The sequence below is a fragment of the Pseudoflavonifractor sp. HNCC25GI2 genome (genome assembly GCF_058136395.1).
This window is the reverse complement of sequence record NZ_JBYUOW010000008.1, coordinates 73,561-95,153: the sequence shown is the minus strand read 5'-3', so window position 1 is coordinate 95,153 and position 21,593 is coordinate 73,561. Positions and strand designations below refer to the sequence as shown.

The following is a 21,593-nucleotide window of genomic DNA, read 5'->3' as shown; positions in this document are numbered from 1 at the left end:
AGAGGAGGAGGACCAAATGGTCCTCCTCCTCTTTCATATTATCTTCTTATCCCCGTGCAGACCTCCGCACTGCTCTGAATCGGCTCCTCCAGATTGGGCCGCCACAGGCAGCAGCTGCCCTTATTGCGGAATTTGGCCGCATATAGAGCCTGGTCGGCCTGGTGGATCAAATCCGAGATTGCAATGGGGCTGCGTCCGCACAGCACTCCGCCTGCCGAGCATGCGGTGGGCAGTTTTCCGTTTTGGGCACTCTCCCGGAAGGCGCGGCAAATCTCATCGCCCTTTTTCTGTACGCTCTCCCAGGTCCCCATCCGCCGGATCACCGCCACAAACTCGTCGCCGCCATAGCGGGCCAGCACGTCCGTGCTGCGGGTGTGGTGCCGGAGCACCTCGCTGAACAACTTGATGGCCCGGTCACCCTCTCCGTGTCCGTAGGTGTCGTTGATCTGCTTCAGGTTGTCCAGGTCGAAGAGGTAGATGGCCAGAGGCATGTCCTCTTCTCCCATGGCCTTCACCGCCGCCTGCAGACCGCGGCGGTTCAGGATTCCGGTGAGATAATCCCGGCTGGCCTCATCCTTGAGCATCTGCTCCCGCTCCCGGGAGGTGGTAATTCCCACCAGCCGGAGCATCCGCTGGCGGAGGCTGTTCTTCGTATAGGGCTTACACATGAAGTCGTCTGCCCCCCGCTCCAGGGCCAGTTCCTCCAGCTGCTCGTCCGGCCGGGCGGTCACGATGACCGGAATCTTCCACACCGCCTTCTCGCCGCGCAGCATGTCCAGCACGGCCAGGCTCTTTTCCCAGTCCTTTGCCATGCCCAGCACCACGGCGGCAATGGTATACTCCTGGCTGGACAGGCAGCGGAGCGCCGTCTGGGCGTCGGCTACTTCCATCACCCGATAGCGGTTTCCGAAGGTCTCCCGCGCCTGACGGCGGTACTCCTCCTCCTCGTCCACGACCAGGATGGTCTGCCCCTTGTCCTCCCGCATGGCGTTGGCCAGGTAGGGCCGGATGCCCCGCTGCTTCTGCTTGAGCAGCTCCTCAAAGTCCCAGCGGGTCATGGGCTTGGCAAAGTAGTAGCCCTGGCCGTAGTCACAGCCGATTTCCCGCAGCTGTTCAATCTCCTCCTCGGTCTCCACGCCCTCGGCAATGATGCTCAGGCCCATCCAGCGGGCCAGGCTCATAATAAAGCGCAGAATTCCCTGGTTCATGTGCCGCTTTCCGTCGTCTTTCAGACTGTTCATGTCCAGCTTCAGCGCATCAATGGTCATCCGGTTGAACATATTCAGGGAGGAATAGCCCTGACCGAAGTCATCCATCTCAATCTCAAAGCCCAGCTTCCGCAGCTGCTCCACCGTCTGGGACATCTGGATGGGACTCTCCATATAGGCCCGCTCGGTGATCTCCAGATGGAGGCTGGCGGGCGGGAGGTGATACCGCTCCACCGTCTGGAGCAGCACGCTGGTCAAATCCGCCTGATAGGCGTCCGCCCGGGACACGTTGACCGACACCGGAAGCACCGGATATCCCTGGTCCGACCACTCCCGGAGCATAGCGCACACCTTGTCCCAGATATACTGGTCCAGCCGGGTAATAAAGCCGTTCTTTTCAAAGAGCGGAATAAATTCCGCCGGAGACATGACGCCCCACTCCGGGTGGCACCAGCGCACCAGCGCCTCCGCCCCCGCCAGCTCATCGTGGCGGAGATCGTACTTGGGCTGGAAGTAGACGGAGAACTGTCCCTCCCGGAGGGCGTCCTCCATACTTGCCTCGATGCGCTGCTCCCGCAGCAGCTGTTCCCGCAGCTGGTCATCGTATTTGGCGCAGTACTTGTTGTATTTTCCCTTGATGCTCCCGGCCGCCAGCAGCGCCCAGTCGCACATCTGCTCCACGGAAATCTTCGGGTCTGTGACCTCATATATGCCCCATTTCAGGGCCACATTTTTAATGTTGGAGAGGATTTTCAGCTGCTCGGCAGCTTTGCGGAAGCGCTCGTTGCTGTATTCCGTCCCCTGCTCCACCAGACAGGCAAACTGATCCCACCGCAGGCGGCCGCACAGCCCCCCGGCACCCACCATATTCTTATAGAGGTCTGCCACCTCACGCAGCAGCCGGTCTCCGGCACCGATGCCGAAAATATCGTTGACCCGCTTGAAGTTTTCAATGTTGGAGCACCAGATCTCATATCTGCCACAAGGCTGTTCATCCAGCACTTCCCGCACCCGCCGGTAAAAATACTCCCGGGTACAAAGGCCGGTCAACCGGTCGTAGCGGAAGTGGTCGATCACATTGGCGGACTCCCGCAAGCGGATTACGCTGGACACGCGGTGGAGCACGATCTGCTCGTTGTAAGGGCGGGACACATAGTCCTCCGCCCCCCGCGCCAGAGCCTCAGCCTGCTGGTCGGGAGAGTCCTGCTCGGTAATAGCCACCACCGGAATGGAAGATAACTTCTCCTCCCGTCTGAGCCGCTCCAGAAGGAGCTGTCCCTGCTCGTCCAGCACTGTGCTGTCCAGTAAAATCAGGGAAATTTCCCCCGCGTCCTCCCGCAAAAGCTCCAGGGCCTTCCGGCCGCTCTCCGCCTCCGCAAGCTGATATTCCTCTCTCAGGATTCGCTTGAGCAGCTCCCGGTTCTCCCGGCTTTGCTCCACCAGCAAAATCCGCTCTTGCCCTGCCATAGTCCATCCCTCTTTCACCGCTGGTTCGCTCGCGCAAATTTGGTGAATTCTCCTCTTCTTCTGAATCATTCTACCATGCCCTCCGGAAAGATTCAATCGATTTCCGGGTTTTCCGCTCAAATCAAAACGCAAAAAGCTGCCGAGGGCCCACTTCCTCCGGCAGCTTTTTCGTTCCATTTACTCGGTCGTCTCCGTCGCTTTCTCGGCTTTTTCCGGCGTTTTTCCCCGCAGAGCGTCCCACTGGGAGATCACCAGTCCCCCCAGTGTCAGGCCGGCACCCACCAGAGAGGCGGGAGTCATCTGCTCCTTCAGCACCACGGCAGAGCACACCAGGGTGATCACCGGCGACAGATAGATGTATACACTGGTCTTCACCGCCCCCAGGCAGTTTACAGCCACACCCCAGGTCACAAAGCACAGTGCGCAGGCACCAATGCCCAGATACAGCATGGTCAGCGTATTCACCGGCTGGGCAAACCGTCCCAGGTTCCAGTGGAAGTCCATCAGCATCGCCGCCGGAATCATAAAGATCAGTCCATAGAGGAAGGTACGCCGGGTAGTCTGCAAAATGGGGTAGCCGAAGGAGGCAATCACCTTAACCAGCCGGGAGTAGATCCCCCACACTGCCGCCGCGCCCAGGGCCAGCAGGTCTCCCCGCCAATCCAGGGAAACCGACGCAATGCTGGGGAAGCTGATGAGGCAGATGCCCGCCATGGCGGTCACAAAGCCCAGAAAAAACTTTCCCGTGGGCTTTCCCTCTCCCCCGCCGGTCTTCCACACAATCAGAGCGGTAAACAGCGGCGCGGCCGTCACAATAACACCCACGTTGGCCGCCGTAGTGTAGGTGAGGGCCACATTCTCCATCAGATAGTATAAGCAAGCTCCGGTCAGACCCGCTGCGGCAAACACAAGCTCCTGCCGCCGGTCCCGCACCCGCAGCAGTCTGGGGCAGGCCACATACAGGGCCAGCACCCCCAGCAGAAAGCGAAACACCAGAATTTCCACCGGCGTATAGGACCGCAGCAATATTTTGGTGGCAATAAAGGTGGTCCCCCAGTTGACAATGGTAAACAGTGCGGCCAGGTGGCCCAGCGTCCTGCGCTCCAAAGAAATCCCTCCAAATCCTGTTCCGTGCAGAAAAAGGCGTCATTTGCCGTTTTTGCACAGCAACACCAGTATAGCGGAGCGCCGCAAGAAAATCCAGTCCAATTTTCCGCTCAATCCTGCGTTTTCTCTGTCCCATCACTTTCCTGGGCACGCTGGATGGTCCGGCTGATATAGTCCTCCACCTCATCCAGAGGAATGTCCAGCGCCACTGCCAGCTCCCCGTGGAGCATGTCCATGGCCTGTTTTTTGCTCCGCTCATCCACCTGGCCCAGATGGCGTCCCTTGTCCGCCGCCTCCCGTCCCTTGGCGTAAATGGTCCGGATGAGCTTCACCAGTTCCACGCAGCTGCCGCTCTTCAGGCTGGTCTGATAGCGCTCATGAAGCAGACGGGGATTGTGGCTCTGGCATTTTTCTCCCTGTATCTCGGGGATATGCGCAATCAGGTCCTCCGCCTCCTCCCTGGTCATCACCGGACGCATCCGCACCTTGGCATCCACCGGAATGAAAATTGTCCCCCCGCGATAGAGCGGGGACAGGGTGTAATAGTCCACACCCTTCTGCGCCCCCTGCATCTCCAGCGGGCCCACCTTTTCCACCCGGCACACACCATCTGAGCCATAAACAACCAGCGCGCCTACTTCAAACATTCTGGCAACCCTCCTGTCCAAATAAGCGGAAGTGCACCGCCTTCTCCCGTCCTGCCCGCAGGCAGCAAACAGTTTTTCTTGCACTTCTCAACATTTCCAGCACGTTACAGGTATATAATAGCACATTTTGGAGGGTTTCGTAAGTTTTTGTTCCAGCTCTTTCCCGGTGTCAGGGTGCTTTTTCCAGCGGCTCCTTCCGCCGTCCGCGCCAGCTTGCCAGCAGGGCGATGAGGGAGGTCCCGCACTCCGCCGCCGGGAAGGTCAGCCACACACCTGTCATGCCCCACTGCCAGGCCAGCAGAAATGCCAGGGGAAGAATCAGCACAAAGCCCCGCAGCATGGAGATGAGAAAGGCCGGCCGGGGCTGATCCATAGCGCTTCGGTAGAGGGCTGTGACCACGTTATAGGCCGCAAAGGGGAGTGCCAGAAAATAAAGCCGCAATCCCGAGGAGGCAATGGCCTGCAGCTGCGCGTTCCCTTCGCTGTTGAAGGCGCCCGCTATGGGACTGGCAAACAGGGCAATGAGCCCGTACATCACCAGAGCAAAGCCGCCGGCCGCCAGCAGGGCGTAGCGGTAGACCAGCCGTCCCTGCTCCGGCCTGCCGCTGCCGCAATACTGGCTGACCAGGGGCTGAATGCCCTGCCCCACACCGGTAAACATGGCCATCAGCACCAGGGACAGGTTGGCCACCACACCGTAGGCTGCCACGCCCACGCTTCCCTCCAGCTCCAAAATCAGCAGGTTGAACACGATCATGACCACACCGGAGGACACCTCAGAGATGAGGGAGGAGACGCCCAAAGCTGCAATCTCCCCCGCCGCTTTTGGCTCCAGCCCGGTCTTCACCAGGGTAAAGGAGTTGCGACGCTTCCAAAACCACCGGGACAGGATGGCCATGCTGATGATGGGCGCAAAGCCGGTGGCCAGCACCGCGCCGAAAATACCCATCCCGCAGGGAAAGATAAAGACATAGTCCAGCACAATGTTGGCCAGACTGCCGCCCACCATGCCGGCCATGGCCAGCTTGGGGCCGCCGTCATTGCGCACGAAGCACAAAATGGTGCTGTTGAGCAGAAAAGCCGGGGCAAAGAGCAAAATCACCCTCAGATACGTCCTGGTCATGGGGTACACCACGCCCTCGGCCCCCAGCAGCGCGGCCAGCTTTCCCGCTCCGAAGGCCCCGACCAGCATGTAGACCACCGCCAGCGAGCAGGCGAGGATCACCGCCTTGGTAAAGACCTTTTCGGCCTTCTCCTGCTCTCCCGCGCCCCGCAGCAGCGCGTATTTGGTGGCGCCGCCCATTCCTACCATCAGGCCCGAGCCATAAAGGAAGCTGTAGACCGGAATGGCCAGATTCAGCGCAGCCAGTCCATCCGCGCCCAGTCCCTGGGCCACAAACCAGGTATCCGCCAGAATATAGCAGGACAGGCCCAGCATTCCCATGACATTCATCGATACATAGCGCAAAAATTCCGCCCGCAGGCCCCTTTGCTCCATTCCCATTCCTCCAGACATACAAAAAGCGCCCGGCATTTCATACCTTCTAAGGCCTAATGGTATGAAATCCGAACGCGCGGTCGCTTTACCCGGCGGCAAAGCAGAGTTTGTTTGATTGTGGGGATACGATACCACTTTGGACGAAAAAAGTCAAGAGCAATTCCCGTCTCATCCAAAGCGCCGGTGCTCCGGGTCGTAGCAGCAGCCCAGTGCGGCCAGCTTGCTCTCGATGTCCTTCTGCTCGGCGTCGTGCTCCTGGCAGAATTCCTCCAGCGTGCAGCCCTCATCCCGCATGCAGGTGTTCACATAGCTGAGCAAAATAGCAGGGTCCTGCGGCAGCATCTTCCATCCCTCCTCTCCTTCTTATTTGTTTCGTGCAAACTCATAGGCCTCCTCCAGCCAGCCCAGCAGTTCTCCGTCCAGCTCCTCCTCCCGGGTGACCAGCACGTGGTGGGTCCAGCGGTTGGGGTAGGGCTCCACCGCCACCGCAATGCGGGGCGATTCCAGCCGATGAGAGAGCCCGAAGGTGACCAGGAGGCTCTTCTCCGGCCAGCCCTTCTTTCTGCGCAGGGGCAGGGAGGCGGCGGCAAAGAGGCGGGGGCTGTAAAAGCTGATCTGGCTTTTCTGTACCTTTACCTTTGCGTCGGGGAACCGCTCCTCCATACGGGCAAACAGCGACTCATAGAGGGCCAATTCCTCCGGATGTCCGTCGAAAAAGAACAGCACGTCCGACTGGTAATACTCCGATTGCTCCACAGCACGCCCTCCCCTCTTACCATATTGTTATACCACGGGAGCGGGCATTTGAAAAGGGCGGTCGTCAACCGGAACCTCTCTGCCCATTTCAAGCCGGGAGCAAAACACAAAACAAAAGGACATCCTTTTGGATGTCCTTTTGTTGGTGCGCGAGGCGGGAGTCGAACCCGCACGCCCTTGCGAGCACTGGCACCTGAAGCCAGCGAGTCTACCAATTCCACCACTCGCGCATCTTATTGAGTTGGCGCTTCGCCGTGTCGCTCAGCGCAAGAGATATATTACCATAAGCCTCGAATTGTGTCAACACCTTTTTTCAAAAAATTTTCTCTTTTTTAAAAAGCCCCGCATGAACGCCGTCAGGGAAAAATAGGTTGACACAGGCCGCCCTTTCTGATAGGCTTATGGGAAAGTAAGGGAGTAATCGGCGCATTGGGCGCGGCCCGGTCAACACACTGGAGAAGATGCCTCTCCTGGCCGGACCTGAAATGATGAGACTTACCTGTCCCAGGGGACAGGTGGGTCTTTTTCTTTTTGCCTGCGCGCACCAAACAAGTGAGGAGGAACTTAATATGGGTTTATGGGAGCTTTTTCTGGTGGCGGTGGGTCTGTCCATGGACGCCTTTGCCGTCTCCGTATGCAAGGGCCTGTCCGTCCCCAAGGCACAGCTGAAGCACAGCCTGATCTGCGGCGTCTACTTCGGCCTCTTTCAGGCTCTGATGCCTCTGCTGGGCTGGCTGCTGGGCGTACAGTTCCAGAACATGATCACCAGCATTGACCACTGGATCGCCTTCGTGCTGCTGACCATCATCGGTGTCAACATGATCCGCGAGTCCCGCGGCCAGGAGGAGGAAGTGGACTGCTCCTTCACGCCCCGGGCCATGCTGCCCCTGGCGGTGGCCACCAGCATCGACGCTCTGGCTGTGGGGGTGACCTTTGCCTTTCTGAAGGTGCTCATCCTGCCCGCTGTCACCTTTATCGGTGTGACCACCTTCCTGCTCTCCGCCATCGGCGTGCGGGTGGGCGCGGTATTCGGCGCCCGGTTCCGCTCCAGCGCGGAGCTGGCCGGCGGCGTCATTCTGGTTTTGATGGGCCTGAAAATTTTGCTGGAACACCTGGGCGTTCTGGGCTGACTTTTACTGTGCTTCCCAGTTGCGGTTCGCCGCATATTATGGTACTATGGGAATGCTCCGCAAAACAAGAAAGGTTGTGGTCCTGTGAAAAAAGCTCTGAGCAGTCTGCCCGCCCGTCTTATCATCGGCGTGATCGTCGGCATCGCCCTGGGCCTGGCGTGCACCAATCTGTTCCTCTTTGGAAAAGACGTGGGCGTCTTGATCATACAGGTGATCCTGACCGTGAAAAATCTGCTGGGTTCGCTGATCTCCTTCTGCGTGCCCCTGATTATCATTGGTTTTATCGCCCCCTCCATCACCCGGTTGAGAAGCAACGCTTCCCGGATGCTGGCGCTGGCGTTGGTGCTGGCCTACACCTCCTCGGTCTGCGCCGCCCTGTTCTCCACGGCGGCCGGCTACACCATTATTCCCGCCCTCTCCATCCAGTCTGCGGTGGAAGGCCTGCGGGACACCCCCGAGCTGCTGTTTAATCTGGAAATCGCCCCCATCATGTCGGTGATGTCCGCTCTGGTCTTCTCCGTTCTGGTGGGCCTGGCGGCCACCTGGACCCATGCGCGTGTGGTCACCCAGGTGCTGGAAGAGTTCCAGCAAATCATTCTGGCTGTGGTTACCCGGGTGGTCATCCCCATCCTGCCTTTCTTCATTGCCGGTACCTTTACCGGTCTGGCCTATGAAGGCACCATTACCAAGCAGCTGCCCATCTTCCTCATCGTCATTCTCATCGTTATGGTGGGCCACTATATCTGGCTGGCCCTGCTGTACGGTTTGGCCGGGCTCTACTCCGGCTCCAATCCCTGGGAGGTGCTGCGGCACTATGGCCCCGCCTACCTCACCGCCGTGGGTACCATGTCCTCCGCCGCCACTATGGCCGTGGCCCTGAAGGGCGCCAAGAAGTCCTCCGTCCTCCGCCAGGACCTGACCGACTTCGGTATTCCCCTGTTTGCCAACATCCACCTGTGCGGCTCGGTGCTCACTGAGACCTTCTTTGTCATGGTGGTCTCCAAGGTGCTCTACGGCACTCTGCCCGCTCCGGGTACCATGGTTCTGTTCTGCTTCCTGCTGGGTATTTTCGCCGTGGGCGCCCCCGGCGTGCCCGGCGGCACGGTGATGGCCTCCCTGGGCCTCATCATCAGCGTGCTGGGCTTCGACAACGACGGCACCGGCCTGATGATGACCATCTTCGCCCTCCAGGACAGCTTCGGCACTGCCTGCAACGTCACCGGTGACGGCGCCCTGACCCTGATGCTCACCGGCTACGCCAAGAAGCACAACATTCAGGAGATGCCCAGTCAGACCATTCTTTAAGTTTCCCCACCTACAAAAAACCGGCTGTCTTGAAGACAGCCGGTTTTTTGTATTTTCTGGCCGGTTATAGCACCGTTCTCTCCTCAGGGAGCACATCCGGATGATCCTCCACCGTGCTCCGCACATACTGAAGAAACTCTCCCGCCACACCCAGGGGCTTCTGTTCCTTGGGCCATACCAGCACATATTCCGCCTCCTTGGCGCTGTCGGTAATCACCTTGGACACCAGCAGTCGATTGGGCGTGGAAGTGGTCTGGGGAAAAATGCTGATTCCCACCCCCTGCTCGGTCAGTGCCACGGCATCTACGTAGTTGGACATCTCACACAAAATACGGGGTTCGGCGCCAATCTCCTCAAACCAGGTGCGGATGGCCTCCACCCGGGACTTCCGGGAGGGGATGATCAATTCCTCCCCGGCCAGGCACTCCAATGCCACCTCCTCCCCCGGCAGCTTCGCCAGAGGGTGTGTTCTGGGGATCAGGGCGACCCAGGGCTCCCGGCCCACCGGAAAGCCCTCCAGATGCTCGCTGTCATAGGGGGCTGCCAGAATGGCCAGGTCGGCCAGGCCTTTCCGCAGCCGCTCCAGCACATCGTCTCCGCTGCCGTTCCACAGGCTGTACCGCACCAGGGGATAGCGCCTGCGAAACCCGGCAATCCACTGGGCGCACAAATAGGGTGCCCGCCCCTCCACCATAGCCAGACTGATGGTACCGGACAGGCCCTCCGACATGGACTGCAGCTCCTGCCGGGTCTTTTCCGCCAGATCCAGCATCTGATTGGCCCGGCGCAGCAGCAGCTCCCCCTCCTGGGTCAATTGAAGCCGGCGCTTTCCCCGGTAAAACAGGGTTACCCCCAGCTCCTCCTCCAGAGCATGCATCTGATTGCTCAGGGGCGGCTGGCTCATATGCAGCTTTTCCGCCGCCCGGGTGATGTTCAGCTCCCGGGCTACCACAGTAAAATAGCGCAGGGTACGCAGTTCCATAGTTTTTCACCTCCCACTTATCATATCAAAAAGATATGATAAAGACAATAATATATGTATTTCATTTTTTATTCGGTGTGTGCTAAGCTAAAATCATCCCAAGACTGACCGCGCTTTCCCTTCGTAATCTGGAAAAGGCAGACACGTCCATCCCGTGTCAGTTCAGTCTTCTTCTCTTCTCCTTTGTGTGATCCCATCCATCACCAAAGAAAAACAAATATGCTCCGGACAGCAGCCCTCTCTGCTATCCGGAGCGTATTTTTTTAATAGCGCCGGCGGCCGCTGGCCCCCGGGATATTCAGCTCATCCCGATACTTGGCCACGGTGCGCCGGGACAGCGGGCATCCCTCCTGAGCCATACGCTCGCACAGCTTCTGGTCGGAGAGAGGACAGGTTTTGTCCTCCTCCTCAATCAGGCGGCGCAGCAGCTCCCGGGCGGCCGTAGCCCCCATGGAGGAGGCCTGCTCCTCCCCCGCCGCCCGGCGGGAGAAGAAATAGCTCAGGGGGTACACCCCCCGCTGGCACTGGAGATATTTCTCCCTCACAGCCCGGCTCACGGTGGATTCGTGGATGCCCACCTCCTGGGCCACATCCACCAGCCGCAGCGGCATCAGGGCCATGGGGCCCCGCCGGAAAAATTCATTCTGCCGCTCCACAATCACCTGGGCGCAGTGCTGCAGGGTACTCTCCCGCTGGCCAATGGCCCACAGCACATGTTCCGCCTGGTGGAGCTTGCCCCCCAGGTACTCCCGCACCTCCCGGTCCGAGGACTGCTCCAGCAGCTCCCGGTAGTAGCTGTTGATGCGGAACATGGGGCGCTCCCGCTGCCGCACACGGGCCACGAAATGTCCATCCTGTTCCTCCACAAAGACGTCGGGCTGGATATAGGCCACCTGCTCCGGACGCTGGAACATCATCCCAGGCCGGGGCTCCAGCTGCTGGATCCGCTCCTCCGCCTGCTGCACCTGGGCCATGGTGAGGCCAAGCTTCTCCCCAATGGCCCGGTAGCGCCGCTTGGCCAGCAGCTCCAAACAGTCCCTGGCCACCGCCAGAGCGGGTCCTACCTCTCTCCGGCGCTCCAGCTGGAGCACCAGGCACTGGGACAGGGTCTCCGCCCCCACCCCAGGAGGATCCAGGGACTGGAGAATGTCCAGGCCCTGCTCCAGCTGCTTGACCGGAATGCGGGTATTCTTGGATATCTCCTCCAGGCCCACCCGCAGGTAGCCGTCATCCTCCAGAAAACAGGCCAGACACTGGACGCAGCGGGCGGTGCTCCGGTCCAGGGGCAGGCGGTCAATCTGCCGTAGGACAAAGCGCTGCAGCGTCTCCTCCAGGCCTCCCTCCGTCCCCACCCGGGCCAGCGGGTCCAGCTCCTCCTCGCTCATGGACTGGTAGAAGTGGTTCTGTCGGTCGTTGTCCTCCAGCCAGCGCAGGCGGTTCACCAGCTCCTCGCCCCGGTCCGGCGCTGCCGCTGTCCGTTCCTCGGGCTCCACCATGGGATTTTCCAGCGCCAGCTCCTGAATATAGTGCTCCAGCTCCAACGTGCTCAGCTGCAGCAGTTCCACACTCTGCAGCTGCTGTTGGGTCAGCTTCTGTACCTGCAGCTGTTGAAGCTCCACCGCGCATACCTCCTCTGCCGGTCTCCAAACCTACGGCCTCCCAGGTCCTATAAAGTCCGGACCCAGGAGGCCGCTTTCTTCTCGGTCACCCCTACTATACCAGAAAACACACCCCTTGTCATCTTTTTCAACAAATTTCTTCCTGTGTCATTTCCATTTGCTGTGCGAACTGTAACAGAAGTTCTCTCCGCCAGCCAGCTGTTCCTTTGCCGCTCTTCCTCCAGGTACATAGAAAAACCCCCGGCTGCGTGTATGCGCACAGCCGGGGGCTCGTCCGGGGAGATGCCTGTTCCGCCGGACTAGTCTGGTGGTCAGAGAGCGTCACAACTAAAGGTAGGAAGAAAGCAGGGAGGTGTAATGTGAGGAGGGGGAGTTCGCTTCCTCTAACCACGCTTAGATTAGCATATGCTAACTCATTTGTCAACCGTTTTTTCATAAAAAATCTCCGGAGCCCGAAGCTCCGGAGATTTTCGTTTTCGCATCAGCCGGGAGGCCAGGTCATATCCCGTCCGCTGAGGACATGGAAATGGAGATGCGGCACGGACTGGCCCGCCTGCTCTTCCCAATGGGGCAAGCCCCATTGGGTCCCCTTCTCATTCTCCTCGGGCGAAGTGAATTCGCCCTGCGGAATTCCTCCGTCCCTGCGGGACGGAGGAATTTACGGCGCAAAGGCGCCGCCCCATGTGCCATGGGGCCCCGGTGAGCAGGCCTCTTAGCCGGGAGGCCAGGTCATGTCCCGTCCACTGAGAACATGGAAATGGAGATGAGGCACGGACTGGCCCGCCTGCTCCCCGATGTTGGACACCACCCGGTAGCTCTCCAGGCCCAGTTCCTTGGTCACCTTGGAGATGACGGCGAAGATGTGGGCCACCACGGTGGCATTCTCCGGGGTGATCTCCGCCACAGATGCGATGTGGGCCTTGGGAATCACCAGGAAATGGGTGGGCGCCTGGGGGTCGATGTCGTAGAAGGCATAGACCGTCTCATCCTCGTAGACCTTGTTGGACGGAATCTGCCCGGCGGCAATCTTACAAAACAGGCAATCAGACATGGAAAACCCTCCTTTGTTTGTCAGGTACTTCCATTGTACCCCATTTTGCCGAAATTGCAATGGGCAATCAGCCTTCCGTAAACGCCACCCCATCCAGGGAGACGGTCTGGCCCAGCAGGGTGATGGCGGTCACATCCTCCGGTTCCAGAATCATATCGGTCTGGAAAATGCTGTGTACCGCTCCCGTAGCCTCGTCGGTGGTCTGGGACACCATACGCCGTATGGATACCTCTGTGCCGTCCGCCAGATGGAGACTGGCATCCTCCTCGATGTGGGCCAGGTCCGACCCCTCCAGGGTCTGCTCCTCCCCGGGTTCTCCCTTGAGGACAAAGGCCGCGCTGATGGGCGAGAGGTAGAGCTCGCTCAGCGTCATGGTCTCCCCATCCACCTGGATGGGCGCACTCAGCGTGTAGGTTCTGCCGCTGTCCTGCTCCGGCAGGGCCACGGTACAGCTCTGCTCCCGCTCCTCCCGAGAGAAATCCACGTCTAATTTCTTGCCTCCGCTCTCCATCAGCCATTTTGGAGTCAGGGTCACACTCTGGCCCAACAGGTCCTTGGCTCCCAGCTCCCGAGCTCCCTTGGTTTGGAGGAAGGTGAGACGGTTGTCCCCCGGGTCCTCATCCTCCAGAATCACCGGGCCATAGCCCCAGCCGCTGCTGGCCGGCTGGTTACGTGCCGAAGGGGGCAGCTCCATGCCCAGTTCAAAGTAGTAGGCCTCTCCGTCCAGCACAGTCCCCTCCGGGGCAACCACCTCGGTGAGGACCGCCAGGGAGTAGCGGTCCGCCAGCACCTGTTCGATGTTGATGGTCCAGCCGTTTTCATATTGGAAGCTCTGTCCCACCCCCACTACACCACCGGACACCTGCTGAGCATCCTCCTCGGTTCCTCTGAAGTACGCCAAAAATCTCTGGTCCAGACCCGTCGCCACGGTAAAGGCACAGGCCATCAGCAGCAGGGCGGCCGCGACCAATACGGTTACTGTTTTTTTCACCGGCTTCATTGGGCTTGTCCTCCTTTCCTCGCTCAGGAGGCGCTCCAGCATGGCCTGTTCCTGTTCCGGTGTGGGTGCGAACTCGTCAAACACCTGATTCAAATCATGGAATGTCATATCCTTCCGCCTCCATTCTCAACTTCAGCTTTTGCCGTGCCCGGGCCAGCCAGGTACGAACCGTGGAGGGATTTTTCTTCAAGAGCTCCGCAATTTCCTGGGCGGTATACCCCTGATAGTAGTGGAGATACAGCACCAGACGGTCCTGCTCGGGCAGGCCCCAGATCAGCTCCTTCAGCTCATCCTCTCTGGGCTCCTCGCAGCACATGCGCTGCAGGGCCTCCTCACTCTCCCGGTTTCTGTGCCACCAGTGCTTCAGCTGATCCCGGCACTCATTTCGGGCGGTGACGATGAGCCATGCCTTTTCATGTTCCGGATCACGAAAGGGCTTGTCATACTCCATCACCTTGCGAAAGACAGTTTGAGTTGCGTCCTCCGCGTCAGGCACATTCTTCATGAGCATCAGACAAATCTGATACACCATGGCCACATGGCGGCGGTAGAGGGCGGCCATTTCCTCTCCACTGCGTGCGCGGTTCATTCCGGACACCTCCTTTTGTCTTTCTGCTTATTACACGATTGAGTGCGGGAAAATGTTGCAAAAGAAATGAAACATTCAGGGACGGCCCTCGAGCCGTCCCTGCCATGTTACACTATGCCTTCTCCGGGTTTTCTGCTTTTCTCCGCTTCACAGCCCCAATGTTTCGTAATACTCGGAAGAAAATGTCAGTACGTCCGGGTCAAAATCAGCCTGAAGCGCCTTTACAGCCTCATAAGGATCTACGGGAGCAATGGAAAACTCGGCGCGCAGGCACTCCAGAGTTTGTGCCTTTCGCGCCAACAGTTCCTTGCACCCTGGCCAGTCTGCCTCCGCGTCCTCCGCCAGAAGCTTACGGAACCGCTCCTCGGAAAGCCACCAAATCTGGGACAAGGGGTTGGCATCCCGGCAAAACAGTATATAGGAGAGAAAGGTGCGGAAATTCTCCGCCACCGGCAGCACATAGCTCCCCGGCTCGCCCATGGCGGGATCCACACAGAACACCCGCTCGTCTCCGGGCAGAAGAATAAAGTGGACTCCGTCACAGCCAATCCACCCCACATACTCCGCTCCCAGCGGGGTGCAGAAATAGGGCGTATTTTCCCTCTCCTGTATCAGTCCGATGGATTCAAAGTCCAGCTTCATAGCGCAAAACCGCGCCAAATCCTCCCGTGTCATGGGATGGTCCTCCTTGTCCCAAGTTCTTTCCCAGCTGCGCTGGTCCGGTCTTTCCTGTCCCTTTGTGTGGTTCCATTTCCCCTACGTCTGAGGCGACTGCACGCCAAAACACTGCCGCAGCGGCCATACGTAAAATCCCTGTCGTATTTTTCGACAGGGATTTTACGCTTTGTATTTGCATTTATCTACATGGCAGGGTTGCTTACAGCCCCAGCTTCATGGACACCACGTTGTTCACCATAGCGAGGGCGTTATCCAGCATCAGCGGATCCTTGCCGCCGTTCCCACCCCGGCTTCGCCGGGGCGGGTGCCCTTTCATTTTAAATGCTCGGGCGAAGTGAATTCGCCCATCTCCGCGCTAAGAGCCGCCCTACGGTCGGTTGCGCTCCGAAACGCCGCTGCGGCGGCAGTGCGCAAATCCCCGCCGTATTTTTCGGCGGGGATTTTACGCGCCGTAGCGCGGGCTCGCTTACGCTCGCCGGGCGGCTTACAGCCCCAGCTTCATGGACACTACGTTGTCCACCATAGCAAGCGCATTATCCAGCATCAGCGGATCCTTGCCGCCGCCCATGGCGGAGTCGGGCTTGCCGCCGCCGGAACCGCCGGCAATGGCAGACACCTGCTTGATGATGTCACCGGCCTTCACGCCCTTCTGGACAGCCTCCTTGCCGCACACGGCCAGGAAGGTAATCTTCTCACCCTGAACGGTAGCCAGCACAGCCACCACCTTGGGATCCTTATCCCGCAGGAAGTCGCCCATGCTGCGCAGGCGGGCGGCGTCGGCATCGGGCACCGTGGAGGTAAGCACCTTCAGACCGCCCACATCGTGGGCAGCGAAGAGGAAGCGCTCGGCCTCGCCCATGGCGTCCTTGCTCTTGAACTTCTCCACCATCTGCTTCAGGTCCTTCATCTCCGCCATCAGGTGCTCAGCCTTGTCCCGCAGCTCACCGGGCTTGGCCTTCAGGGTAGCGGCGGCCTGGAAGAGCATCTCCTGATTGCGGTTCATGATATCCAGAGAAGCCTTGCCGGTAGTGGCCTCAATACGGCGCACACCGCTGGCCACAGAGAACTCGCTGGAGATGTGGAACACGCCCACCTTGGCGGTGTTGTCCAGGTGAGTGCCTCCGCAGAACTCCACGGAGTAGCCCTCGCCCATATCCACCACCCGGACGGTGTCGCCGTACTTCTCGCCGAAGAGGGCGATAGCGCCGCGCTTCTTGGCCTCCTCGATGGGCAGCACGTCAGTGTGGATGTCATAGCCCTCCAGCACCGCCTCATTGACAATGGCGGACACCTTAGAGAGCTCTTCGGGGGTCATGGCGGAGAAGTGAGTGAAGTCAAAGCGCAGCCGATCCTCCTCCACCAGGGAGCCGGCCTGATGGACGTGGTCGCCCAGCACGGTGCGCAGAGCCTTGTCCAACAGGTGGGTGGCGGAGTGGGCACGCATGACGGCCTTGCGGCGCTTCACGTCGATGGCGGCGGTGACCTCATCGCCCAGCTTCAGCACGCCGGAGGTGAGCTTACCGTAGTGCATATACTTGCCGCCCTTGTTCTTCTGAACGTCGTTGACCAGGAACTGGGCGCCGCTCTGGGTGGTAATGGTGCCGTGGTCGGCCACCTGGCCGCCCATCTCGGCGTAGAAGGGAGTCTTGTCCAGCACCAGGATGGCCTCCACCCCGGGCATGACCTCCTCAGCCTGCTCATTCTCCACCACCAGGGCCACGACCTTACAGCCGGCGGTCTCGGTGTTCTCATAGCCCACAAACTCGGTCTCGGGCACGTCCTTGCCGAACTCCACGCCGGACCAGCCCAGATCGCCCAGAGCCTCCCGGGCCTTACGGGCCCGCTGGCGCTGCTCCTCCATCTGCTTGTGGAACTCATCCTCGTCCAGGGTCATGCCCTGCTCCTCCACCATCTCCAGGGTCAGGTCGATGGGGAAGCCGTAGGTATCATAGAGCTTGAAGGCGTCAGCGCCGGAGAAGGTCTGCTCCCCCTTGGCCTTGTGGCCCTCCAGCATCTCATTGAAGATGCGCAGGCCGCCGTCGATGGTCTTGGCGAAGTTCTCCTCCTCCACCCGGATGACCTTGGTGATATAGTCCTGACGCTCCCGCAGCTCGGGGTAGTGGCCCTCGTTCTCATGGATGACGGTGTCGCACACCTCATAGAGGAAGGGCTTGTTCACACCCAAGAGCTTTCCGTGGCGGGCAGCCCGGCGCAGCAGGCGGCGCAGCACGTAGCCCCGGCCCTCGTTGGAGGGCAGCACGCCGTCGCAAATCATAAAGGTGGCGGAGCGGATGTGGTCGGTAATCACGCGGAGGGACACGTCCTTGGCGGCGGTCTCGCCGTAGTGGGCGCCGGTGATCTCGCTCACCTTGTGAGTGATGTTCATGACGGTGTCCACGTCAAAGAGGGAGGGCACGCCCTGACACACGCAGGCCAGGCGCTCCAGACCCATGCCGGTGTCGATGTTCTTCTGCTTCAGCTCAGTGTAGTGGTCCTCGCCGTCGTTGTCGAACTGGGAGAACACCACGTTCCACACCTCAATATACCGGTCGCAGTCGCAGCCCACGGTGCAGCCGGGCTTGCCGCAGCCCCACTGCTCGCCCCGGTCGTAGTAGATCTCAGAGCAGGGGCCGCAGGGACCGGAGCCATGCTCCCAGAAGTTGTCCGCCTTGCCGAACTTGAAGATGCGGTCGGCGGGGATGCCGATCTCCTCGTTCCAGATACGGAAGGCCTCGTCATCGGCAGGGGTGGTCTCGTTGCCCTCAAAGACAGAGGGATAGAGCCGGTTGGGATCCAGGCCCACCCACTCCGGGCTGGTCAGGAACTCCCAGGCCCAGTGGATGGCGTCCTTCTTGAAGTAGTCGCCGAAGGAGAAGTTGCCCAGCATCTCAAAGTAGGTGCCGTGGCGGGCAGTCTTGCCGATGTTCTCAATGTCGCCGGTACGGATGCACTTCTGGCAGGTGCACACCCGGTGACGGGGGGGCTCCTGCTCCCCGGTGAACCAGGGCTTCATGGGCGCCATGCCGCTGTTGATGAGCAGCAGAGAGGGGTCGTTCTGGGGAATCAGGGAAAAGCTGGGCAGGCGCAGATGTCCCTTGGTCTCAAAGAAGGACAGGAACATCTCGCGCAGTTCATTTAAGCCAAAGGGTTTGGGATCGCTCATATTTGATTACCTCCATATAAAATCATTGGTGTATTATACATTTTGTTATCCAAACAGGGACTGTTTTCCCACGGTAAAGCCCATCAGTTCCATCTCGGTACTGAAGGCCACCCGGTAAACCACGTTCTTCTTCTCGTGCTTGCAATAGAAGACCGCTGTGCCGTACTCCTCGCCGCTGTCCAGGGTCTGTCCAGTGGCCAGAGTGTCGTTCTCCTTCACATAGGGGCCCACCTCGTCCAGCAGATTTTCCATGGCCTCCCGGACGTCATCCACCGTGCTCGCTTCCTGGCCATCGGCCCGCATCCGGTCGTAGACTCCCTGGTAATCTCCTTCGTTGAGCAGGGTTACGATCTCCCGCCCCGCATCCAGCAGGGCCCCCTCATCCATGCCCTCGGGCAGAGGCTTTCCGCTGCACCCGACCAGAGCCAATACCAGAAGCAACGCCAGCGCCGCTCCGATTACCCGCCTTGCCGTTCTCATGTCACACTCCTTTTCCAAACAAAAAACCGCCCCTGACAGTGTCAGGGGCGGAAATTCCACGGTACCACCCTGATTATCCCGCCGCACACAAGTGCATCCGGGCATCTTCAGCAGCCCAATAACGTGGGGCAGGCCGTCCCGGTCCTCCCGGGCCGCTCAGAAGTGGCTTGCGCGGTTCTGCCTGCCGAGGGCTCCCACCATCCCCTCTCGCTTTGGGCAGCGCCGCCGCGCTTGGCTTCGTCACAGCGTTTACTGTGTCATTTTATCATGTTTTCCCCTATTGTCAAGTCGTTCTCCACATTTTTCCCGGAGATTTCAAAGCTTCTATTGACATCGAACAGAAAGTATGGTAGGATAGTTCTCGCCTCTGATTGAAAAAGATGAGGAGAGATGTCCGAGTGGTTTAAGGAGCCGGTCTTGAAAACCGGTGACTCGCAAGAGCCGTGGGTTCGAATCCCACTCTCTCCGCCACTTTTTTCTCGAATAAACTGAATTGCTTGTAGCCATGCAGAAGTACCCAAGTGGCTATAAGGGGCTCCCCTGCTAAGGGAGTAGGCGGGTAACACCGTGCGGGGGTTCGAATCCCCCCTTCTGCGCCACGTGGCCGCAAAGCTTAACGCTTTGCGGCCACGTTTTTTATTACATTCCGGTTCCTCTGAAAAATTTTCTCCCGCTCTTTCCAACGTTCCACAAGCGCCGCTGCAAAGTTAACGACCTTTGCAGCGGCGCTTTTCTTATTTCAATGCGGCATTGATCATGGCCGCCACTTCCTGCCGGGTGGCAAAGCCCTGCGGGCTTTTTCCATCGGTAATTCCCTTGGCCACTGCCTGCTGAACCGGCTCCTTGGCCCAATCACTGATGGCCAATTTGGTCCGGCTGGTCAGATAGGTTTCCATCATCTTATTGAATTGCTCTTGTGTCACGTTCTCTTCCTCCATCGCCTGAGCCACATCAGCCCGAAAATCATCCATGCTCTTCCCATATTTGGGGAACCAGTGGAGCACATCGGCATGGTTGCTGGCAATGCCCCGCTGAAATCCCTCCTGGTGGCAGATGACGACTCCATCCGCTTCCGGATCCAGGCGATAGGTCTGACACAGATAAGCAGTCAGCTCCACCGCCTGGGCGTAAACTTCCCGAAAATAGCGCTCGTCTGACAGGTCGTCCTCACAGATCTCAAAGGAAATATGGGTGTTGTTTCCACTGCCCTTGGGTCCGCTGGCACAGTGCCAGCCCCGCATGGTCCAGGGCAGCGTTTGATACACGGCCACAGTGCCGTCCTTCTGCCGGCCAATGAAGGCATGGACGCAGGCCCCGATGCCGCTCTGATTCCAGTGCCGCGTTGAGCTTTCCCCCAGCAGTCCGTCGTCCGGACCTACATAGCGCCGCAGATTGGGGTTATTGGCCCCAGTAGAGTGGACCATCACGCCCTTCGGCACCATGGTTTTTCCCGCCTTATAGCAGTCGTTTTCTTTGAGCAGGCAGACGTGTAAGTTCATGCTTTCTCCCTCTCTTCCGTTTTCCCCTGGCAGTTCCTCCGCCTCACCGTTTGGGCCTGTTCTGCTGCGGAGTACGCCAGGAATGGACTTGCATAGCCCGGACAGGCTGATGCTCAGTCCATCTGATACAGTCTATTCCGGAGGCGGTGCGGGTGTGTCTCCCCTCCCCTGGGCGAAAAAAGGCCCCGGCTTCTCAAATTGAGAAGCCGGGACACAATATGGACTCGATATGAGATTAGCCACCGAACACCTTGATCATGAAGCCGGCAGCCACAGCGGAACCGATAACACCGGCCACGTTGGGGCCCATGGCGTGCATGAGCAGGAAGTTGGAGGGGTTCTCCTTCTGGCCGACGGTCTGAGAGACACGGGCGGCCATGGGCACGGCGGACACACCGGCGGAGCCGATGAGGGGGTTCACCTTGCCCTTGGTCAGGAAGTACATCACATCGCCCAGCAGCACACCGCCAGCGGTGGACAGCAGGAAGGCCAGCAGGCCCAGGATGATGATGGACACGGTCTGGAAGGTGAGGAACTTGTTATACACAGCCTTGCAGCCCACGGACAGGCCCAGGGGGATGGTAACAATGTTCATCAGAGCGTTCTGAGCAGTGTCGGACAGACGGTCAGTCACGCCGCACTCACGGAACAGGTTACCCAGCATCAGCATACCGATCAGAGGAGCGGTATCGGGCACCAGCAGGATGACGAAGATGGTCACCGCGATGGGGAAGATGATCTTCTCGGTCTTGGAGACGGTGCGCAGCTGAGTCATCTTGACCTTGCGCATCTCCTTGGTGGTGAGCAGCTTCATGATGGGGGGCTGGATCATGGGGATCAGGGCCATGTAGGAATAGGCCGCGATGGCGATGGCAGGAAGCAGGTCAGAGGCCAGCTTGGAAGCCGTCAGGATGGCGGTGGGGCCGTCCGCGCCGCCGATCACGCCGATGGCAGCAGCCTGGGCGGGAGTGAACTCAATCAGGCCGCCAGTGATGGGGCCCAGAACCAGAGCCAGCAGGAACGCGGTGAAAATGCCCAGCTGAGCAGCAGCGCCCAGCAGCAGGGACATGGGGTTGGCCAGCAGAGGACCAAAGTCTGTCATTGCTCCGATGCCCATAAAGATAATGGACGGATAAATGGCATACTCAACGCCCTGATAGAGCACCCACATAAAGCCTACGCTGCTCCCGGAGGGAGGATTCAGCAGGCCGGTGAGGGGCAGGTTGGCCAGCAGCATACCAAACGCGATGGGGACCAGCAGCAGGGGCTCAAAGCCCTTGCCGATGCCCATGTAAAGCAGGATACAGGCGATGACAATCATAACCAGCTGGCGCCAGTCGTCAGGAATGGCGGCGAAGCCGGAGCCTCCAAAAATTGCACTTAAAACTTCTCCAAAGAAACCCATACTTCACCC

19 protein-coding genes and 3 tRNA genes are annotated in these 21,593 nt (G+C 59.4%); 4 read left to right on the top strand and 18 right to left on the bottom strand.

The features are described 5' to 3' along the window. Positions 1-38 precede the first annotated feature (38 nt). The 7 genes from AC3YUO_RS10610 to AC3YUO_RS10580 form a co-directional block, all read right to left on the bottom strand. Positions 39-2,675 carry an EAL domain-containing protein gene (locus tag AC3YUO_RS10610; protein WP_489963005.1) on the bottom strand — a complete coding sequence of 879 codons (2,637 nt, stop codon included), beginning with the start codon at positions 2,673-2,675 and terminating at the stop codon, positions 39-41. Positions 2,676-2,852: 177 nt separating this feature from the next. After that, on the bottom strand, positions 2,853-3,782 hold the full coding sequence (locus AC3YUO_RS10605) for a DMT family transporter (RefSeq protein WP_489963004.1): 930 nt from the start codon (positions 3,780-3,782) through the stop codon (positions 2,853-2,855). Positions 3,783-3,892: 110 nt separating this feature from the next. Next, positions 3,893-4,429 carry a CarD family transcriptional regulator gene (locus tag AC3YUO_RS10600; RefSeq protein ID WP_489963003.1) on the bottom strand — a complete coding sequence of 179 codons (537 nt, stop codon included), beginning with the start codon at positions 4,427-4,429 and terminating at the stop codon, positions 3,893-3,895. 169 nt (positions 4,430-4,598) lie between these two features. Beyond that, entirely contained in the window at positions 4,599-5,927 is a 1,329-nt protein-coding gene (locus tag AC3YUO_RS10595) for an MATE family efflux transporter (protein ID WP_489963002.1), read from the bottom strand. Positions 5,928-6,095: 168 nt separating this feature from the next. Then, complete coding sequence (locus tag AC3YUO_RS10590; protein WP_489963001.1) at positions 6,096-6,269, bottom strand: DUF4250 domain-containing protein; 174 nt, start codon at positions 6,267-6,269, stop codon at positions 6,096-6,098. A 21-nt stretch (positions 6,270-6,290) separates the two neighbouring features. Then, on the bottom strand, positions 6,291-6,683 hold the full coding sequence (locus AC3YUO_RS10585) for a DUF5655 domain-containing protein (RefSeq protein WP_489963000.1): 393 nt from the start codon (positions 6,681-6,683) through the stop codon (positions 6,291-6,293). A gap of 143 nt (positions 6,684-6,826) precedes the next feature. Next, a tRNA-Leu gene (locus AC3YUO_RS10580) sits at positions 6,827-6,913 on the bottom strand. A gap of 339 nt (positions 6,914-7,252) precedes the next feature. Here AC3YUO_RS10580 and AC3YUO_RS10575 point away from each other — a divergent pair. Together AC3YUO_RS10575 and AC3YUO_RS10570 are read left to right on the top strand one after the other, a co-directional pair. Beyond that, positions 7,253-7,813: a manganese efflux pump MntP gene (locus AC3YUO_RS10575; RefSeq protein ID WP_489962999.1), complete on the top strand. Its 561-nt coding sequence runs from the start codon at positions 7,253-7,255 to the stop codon at positions 7,811-7,813. Positions 7,814-7,897: 84 nt separating this feature from the next. Further along, on the top strand, positions 7,898-9,118 hold the full coding sequence (locus AC3YUO_RS10570; RefSeq protein ID WP_489962998.1) for a dicarboxylate/amino acid:cation symporter: 1,221 nt from the start codon (positions 7,898-7,900) through the stop codon (positions 9,116-9,118). Positions 9,119-9,182: 64 nt separating this feature from the next. Here the strand turns inward: AC3YUO_RS10570 and AC3YUO_RS10565 are convergent, their stop codons facing one another. From AC3YUO_RS10565 to AC3YUO_RS10525, 9 genes are all read right to left on the bottom strand, one after another. Next, entirely contained in the window at positions 9,183-10,100 is a 918-nt protein-coding gene (locus AC3YUO_RS10565) for a LysR family transcriptional regulator (RefSeq protein WP_489962997.1), read from the bottom strand. Between the two features lie 263 nt (positions 10,101-10,363). Next, positions 10,364-11,719 carry an RNA polymerase factor sigma-54 gene (rpoN, locus tag AC3YUO_RS10560; RefSeq protein WP_489962996.1) on the bottom strand — a complete coding sequence of 452 codons (1,356 nt, stop codon included), beginning with the start codon at positions 11,717-11,719 and terminating at the stop codon, positions 10,364-10,366. 481 nt (positions 11,720-12,200) lie between these two features. Next, positions 12,201-12,293 carry an HIT domain-containing protein gene (locus AC3YUO_RS10555; protein ID WP_489962995.1) on the bottom strand — a complete coding sequence of 31 codons (93 nt, stop codon included), beginning with the start codon at positions 12,291-12,293 and terminating at the stop codon, positions 12,201-12,203. Between the two features lie 138 nt (positions 12,294-12,431). Then, complete coding sequence (locus tag AC3YUO_RS10550; protein ID WP_489962994.1) at positions 12,432-12,770, bottom strand: histidine triad nucleotide-binding protein; 339 nt, start codon at positions 12,768-12,770, stop codon at positions 12,432-12,434. A 67-nt stretch (positions 12,771-12,837) separates the two neighbouring features. Continuing rightward, positions 12,838-13,878 carry a hypothetical protein gene (locus tag AC3YUO_RS10545; RefSeq protein ID WP_489962993.1) on the bottom strand — a complete coding sequence of 347 codons (1,041 nt, stop codon included), beginning with the start codon at positions 13,876-13,878 and terminating at the stop codon, positions 12,838-12,840. Continuing rightward, positions 13,865-14,359: an RNA polymerase sigma factor gene (locus tag AC3YUO_RS10540; RefSeq protein WP_489962992.1), complete on the bottom strand. Its 495-nt coding sequence runs from the start codon at positions 14,357-14,359 to the stop codon at positions 13,865-13,867. Before AC3YUO_RS10540 ends, AC3YUO_RS10545 begins: the two co-directional genes overlap by 14 nt. 147 nt (positions 14,360-14,506) lie before the next feature. Next, a complete protein-coding gene (locus AC3YUO_RS10535; protein ID WP_489962991.1) occupies positions 14,507-15,034 on the bottom strand; it encodes a hypothetical protein in 528 nt (175 codons plus the stop codon). Positions 15,035-15,521: 487 nt separating this feature from the next. Then, positions 15,522-18,200, bottom strand: coding sequence for an alanine--tRNA ligase (alaS, locus tag AC3YUO_RS10530; RefSeq protein ID WP_489962990.1), 2,679 nt, complete (start codon positions 18,198-18,200; stop codon positions 15,522-15,524). A 45-nt stretch (positions 18,201-18,245) separates the two neighbouring features. Beyond that, entirely contained in the window at positions 18,246-18,680 is a 435-nt protein-coding gene (locus AC3YUO_RS10525; RefSeq protein ID WP_489962989.1) for a DUF3887 domain-containing protein, read from the bottom strand. Positions 18,681-19,064: 384 nt separating this feature from the next. On the opposite strand from AC3YUO_RS10525, the gene AC3YUO_RS10520 reads away from it, so the two are divergent. Beyond that, positions 19,065-19,151: transfer RNA gene (locus AC3YUO_RS10520), tRNA-Ser, on the top strand. Positions 19,152-19,187: 36 nt separating this feature from the next. Then, positions 19,188-19,279: transfer RNA gene (locus tag AC3YUO_RS10515), tRNA-Ser, on the top strand. A 135-nt stretch (positions 19,280-19,414) separates the two neighbouring features. Here AC3YUO_RS10515 and AC3YUO_RS10510 read toward each other — a convergent pair. After that, positions 19,415-20,179: a peptidoglycan recognition protein family protein gene (locus AC3YUO_RS10510; protein WP_489962988.1), complete on the bottom strand. Its 765-nt coding sequence runs from the start codon at positions 20,177-20,179 to the stop codon at positions 19,415-19,417. Positions 20,180-20,414: 235 nt separating this feature from the next. Next, entirely contained in the window at positions 20,415-21,584 is a 1,170-nt protein-coding gene (locus tag AC3YUO_RS10505) for a sodium ion-translocating decarboxylase subunit beta (RefSeq protein ID WP_489962987.1), read from the bottom strand. Positions 21,585-21,593: the final 9 nt, after the last annotated feature.

Coding starts and splice junctions, on each gene's coding strand:
- AC3YUO_RS10590 (WP_489963001.1), bottom strand. CDS start 6,269: ATGCTGCCGCAGGACCCTGCTATTTTGCTCAGCTATGTGAACACCTGC.
- alaS (WP_489962990.1), bottom strand. CDS start 18,200: ATGAGCGATCCCAAACCCTTTGGCTTAAATGAACTGCGCGAGATGTTC.
- AC3YUO_RS10505 (WP_489962987.1), bottom strand. CDS start 21,584: ATGGGTTTCTTTGGAGAAGTTTTAAGTGCAATTTTTGGAGGCTCCGGC.
- AC3YUO_RS10540 (WP_489962992.1), bottom strand. CDS start 14,359: ATGAACCGCGCACGCAGTGGAGAGGAAATGGCCGCCCTCTACCGCCGC.
- AC3YUO_RS10510 (WP_489962988.1), bottom strand. CDS start 20,179: ATGAACTTACACGTCTGCCTGCTCAAAGAAAACGACTGCTATAAGGCG.
- AC3YUO_RS10535 (WP_489962991.1), bottom strand. CDS start 15,034: ATGACACGGGAGGATTTGGCGCGGTTTTGCGCTATGAAGCTGGACTTT.
- AC3YUO_RS10565 (WP_489962997.1), bottom strand. CDS start 10,100: ATGGAACTGCGTACCCTGCGCTATTTTACTGTGGTAGCCCGGGAGCTG.
- AC3YUO_RS10600 (WP_489963003.1), bottom strand. CDS start 4,429: ATGTTTGAAGTAGGCGCGCTGGTTGTTTATGGCTCAGATGGTGTGTGC.
- AC3YUO_RS10525 (WP_489962989.1), bottom strand. CDS start 18,680: ATGAGAACGGCAAGGCGGGTAATCGGAGCGGCGCTGGCGTTGCTTCTG.
- AC3YUO_RS10595 (WP_489963002.1), bottom strand. CDS start 5,927: ATGGAGCAAAGGGGCCTGCGGGCGGAATTTTTGCGCTATGTATCGATG.
- AC3YUO_RS10575 (WP_489962999.1), top strand. CDS start 7,253: ATGGGTTTATGGGAGCTTTTTCTGGTGGCGGTGGGTCTGTCCATGGAC.
- AC3YUO_RS10550 (WP_489962994.1), bottom strand. CDS start 12,770: ATGTCTGATTGCCTGTTTTGTAAGATTGCCGCCGGGCAGATTCCGTCC.
- AC3YUO_RS10545 (WP_489962993.1), bottom strand. CDS start 13,878: ATGACATTCCATGATTTGAATCAGGTGTTTGACGAGTTCGCACCCACA.
- AC3YUO_RS10610 (WP_489963005.1), bottom strand. CDS start 2,675: ATGGCAGGGCAAGAGCGGATTTTGCTGGTGGAGCAAAGCCGGGAGAAC.